Genomic DNA, 3,073 nt, shown 5'->3' on the forward strand with positions numbered 1-3,073 from the left:
CCTTCGGCGCGGCCATCGGTTACCTGGCGATGGGCTTGATGCACTCCAGCCTGGCCGGTTTCAGTGTCAGTGCCCTCTGGTTCGTGCTCTTTACCGGCTATCACCTGAAAAAGGCCAAAGCGCGGCCAGTGTTGGCCACCGCGTAACATTTATAGAGCAAGGGGCCCGCGGGCCCCTTGGTTTTGTCAGGGGCTTTGGTTAGCATGCGCCCCATAAATTCAGTTTCGGAACAGTATCATGGCTTCACTGCACTACAAATTTGCCACCATGAATTCAGGCAAATCCACCCAGCTCATTCAGGCGCACTTCAACTATCTGGAGCGGGGCATGCATCCTTTGGCGATGACGCCAGCCATCGATGACCGTTTCGGGGTCGGGGTGATCAGTGCCCGGGTTGGCCTTGAACTGAAGGTGGACGTGTTCAGCGACAGCTGTGATCTGTTTGAAATGGTGAAAGCGCGCCATGCAAAGAAACATATCGATGTCTTTATCGTGGACGAGGCCCAGTTCCTGACCCGTGAACAGGTCTACCAGTTGGCCCGCATCGTCGATGAGCAGGATATTCCGGTGATGGCCTATGGCCTCAAGACCGATTTTCGCGGCGAGCTGTTCCCGGGTTCCTACCATCTGCTCTGTCTGGCCGACAAGTTTGAAGAGCTGAAGAGTATCTGCTGGTGTGGCAACAAGGCTCACATGAACTCCCGGGTCAACGAAGCAGGGCAGGTGATGCGTGATGGCGAGCAGGTGGAGATCGGCGGCAACGATCGCTATGTGTCACTCTGTCGCAAACACTATCTCGAAGGTCGGGCCTACAAGTAAGTCGGCTGCGATAATTGAATCGTCGAGAAGGGCGCCAATCTGGCGCCCTTTTTATTTTCCCCAACTTCTATCGCTGTGGTTCAGTCGATCTCGATATCCACCGGCGCAATGATGGGGTCGGCCACCGGCAGGCGTTGAAACAGCTGGCGAAAATGGTGCTGTACCCGGCTTATATCGACCAGTGACATGCCGGAGGCAAAACCGAACCAGACATAGAGGCCGGTGAGATCGCGAAACATCGGCGGCAAATAGCGGGGAGCGGCGATCAGCCCCTCCAGATAGTGCTGATAGAGCACCGGAATGTCATCCAGTGTCACCTTGCCGACAAACAGCATCGGCAGGATCTCGGGCACCCCTTCCAGCACGGCGCTGCGGATAAAGTTGACCGTCTCCACATAGCCACGCACGTAGGAGAGATCCTTGGTAAAACAGGCGCCGCCGCCCACCATGCCGCCACGAAAGACCCGCTGGGTGATCTTGTAGGCGTCGTGCTCGCTGGTGCCCTGCTGCACGAAGTGCTGAAACACCTCGATAAAATCGGCGCCGCGCTCGGCCATGTCGATGGCCATCACCCGATCGGAGATACGCTTGGCCCGATCCGGAAAGGAGCTGAAGGTGAGGGTCTCTATCAGGACAGCCAGCCCCTCCTGACAGGCGGTGATCCGCGGTGAACCGGCGCTCAGCCAAGTGGCATAGGGCTGCTGGCGACCGTTGAGGGTGGTGCCGACATGGACCCACCCCTCGTGTACTTCCAGCACCTGCAAGTCCAGCTCGGAGAAACGGGCGTGGGAGTTGAGCTTGATGTAGTCGCCACCGGCCGCTGCATCGGAGACGATGCCATCGCTCAGCTTCACCTGCACAGTGCCGTCACTGAAGTAGCTCGACAGCTTGCCCTGCAGTTTGGCGACCGCGGCTTCTCCTTCGAACTCCTTGGGGTAGGGGCGCACCAGATGGCGGGCGCCGGGCAGGGAGAAGATATCGCACAGGCGGGCGCCCAGCTCCTTGAGAGTCTTGCGATCCCCGCGCAGGTGATCGCTGGCAGAGCCATAAAGCAGCTGGCTGTAACGCTGAAAATCGGGTTGGCCGCGCTGGCGCAGCATCTCGATCACCACCATGTACTGATCGACCGTCTCTTGCAGGATCCGGCCAAGATCGTCCTGTGGCCCCAACTTTCTGCGGATCCTGTCCCGCAGCTCCTTGAGCTCCAGATACTTGTTGCGCGGATCGAAGCCGAGGGGGAGGGCATCATAGAAGTGCCTGTCGATAGCGGGCAGCTCCCTGCCACCGCTTGCCAGAAAGCGATCCTGCAGATGGCGTGGCCATTTGATGGCATCCAGAATGCGGATGGGTTTTTGCAGGGTGAGCAGCTCATCCGAGAGTGATTTCAGATGAAGGCGATACTTTTCTTGGATAGTCATGGGGCCCCCTGTGGGGCAAGCGTCATCGTGGATTTGGCTGAGTATATGCATAGCGCTTGCCAAAAAGAAGCGAGCCGCAGGGTTATCGGGTTGGCGTGCTTTTTGTTGATAGCAAATTGGTTTAGACTGCGCCCCTTGATCCCAATCTTGTCGTGGAAATGATGAATATCCCCAGCTCCGAAATGATAATGCGTTGGTTGCAACAGGCTCGTATCGAGCACTATGTCTGCGACCAGTGTCACGGTATCCACATTGTCTCTTTGCAGTCGGTCGATGGTATTCAGGAGAGCCGGATCTTCGTGGAAGAGGAAGGCCTGCTGTTCTCCTCCGAGCTGGAAGTGCGCCCCTCCGCAATGCTGCCGCTGGTTGCCGAACTGGGCCGACTCAATATGCAGTACCCCTCCCTCAAGGTGTTCCTCGATATCATCGATGACAACCTGCCGCGGCTGGTGGTCGGCCACACCGTCTTTACCAAGGCCGGACTCAGCGTCGAGCAGTTCCTGTTGTTCGTGCAAAGCACCATCGCCGCAACCCACGAACTGGTTGCCGAATGCGAACGTTCCGGCTTTCTCAACCTGCCGGAAATCCAGGTTGCTCCGGAATCTGTGCATTAAGTGTTCGAACGATTCGCCAGGTGAAAAAAGCCGTTGACGCGGGCGGGGCTTTCCCCTAAATTACGCCCCGTTCCAGCGCAACAGCGCAGCGAACACCGTGTTGGCTGAACACGTTAAACCACAGACCAAAATTTGGTGAGGTGTCCGAGTGGCTGAAGGAGCACGCCTGGAAAGTGTGTATACGGCAACGTATCGAGGGTTCGAATCCCTCCCTCACCGCCA

General features: G+C 57.5%; 3 protein-coding genes and 1 tRNA gene. 3 read left to right on the forward strand and 1 reads right to left on the reverse strand.

Annotated features, from left to right (window positions below; genetic code table 11):
- Window positions 1-237: 237 nt before the first annotated feature.
- The gene (locus tag AB5Y92_RS12635; protein WP_005351181.1) at window positions 238-819 is read left to right on the forward strand and encodes a thymidine kinase; all 582 of its coding nucleotides are present in this window, start codon (window positions 238-240) and stop codon (window positions 817-819) included.
- Between the two features lie 80 nt (window positions 820-899).
- Here the strand turns inward: AB5Y92_RS12635 and AB5Y92_RS12640 are convergent, their stop codons facing one another.
- Window positions 900-2,237, reverse strand: a complete 1,338-nt coding sequence (locus AB5Y92_RS12640; RefSeq protein WP_335841981.1) for a flavohemoglobin expression-modulating QEGLA motif protein — start codon at window positions 2,235-2,237, stop codon at window positions 900-902.
- A 158-nt stretch (window positions 2,238-2,395) separates the two neighbouring features.
- On the opposite strand from AB5Y92_RS12640, the gene AB5Y92_RS12645 reads away from it, so the two are divergent.
- Window positions 2,396-2,851, forward strand: a complete 456-nt coding sequence (locus AB5Y92_RS12645) for a YbjN domain-containing protein (protein ID WP_005337119.1) — start codon at window positions 2,396-2,398, stop codon at window positions 2,849-2,851.
- A 134-nt stretch (window positions 2,852-2,985) separates the two neighbouring features.
- Window positions 2,986-3,073: transfer RNA gene (locus AB5Y92_RS12650), tRNA-Ser, on the forward strand.

Source organism: Aeromonas sp. R1-1 (genome assembly GCF_040908495.1).
Lineage (GTDB): Bacteria > Pseudomonadota > Gammaproteobacteria > Enterobacterales > Aeromonadaceae > Aeromonas > Aeromonas veronii.

What these genes read in the sequence shown, in the direction of transcription:
- AB5Y92_RS12635 (WP_005351181.1), top strand. Translation starts at nt 238, where the DNA reads ATGGCTTCACTGCACTACAAATTTGCCACCATGAATTCAGGCAAATCC.
- AB5Y92_RS12640 (WP_335841981.1), bottom strand. Translation starts at nt 2,237, where the DNA reads ATGACTATCCAAGAAAAGTATCGCCTTCATCTGAAATCACTCTCGGAT.
- AB5Y92_RS12645 (WP_005337119.1), top strand. Translation starts at nt 2,396, where the DNA reads ATGATGAATATCCCCAGCTCCGAAATGATAATGCGTTGGTTGCAACAG.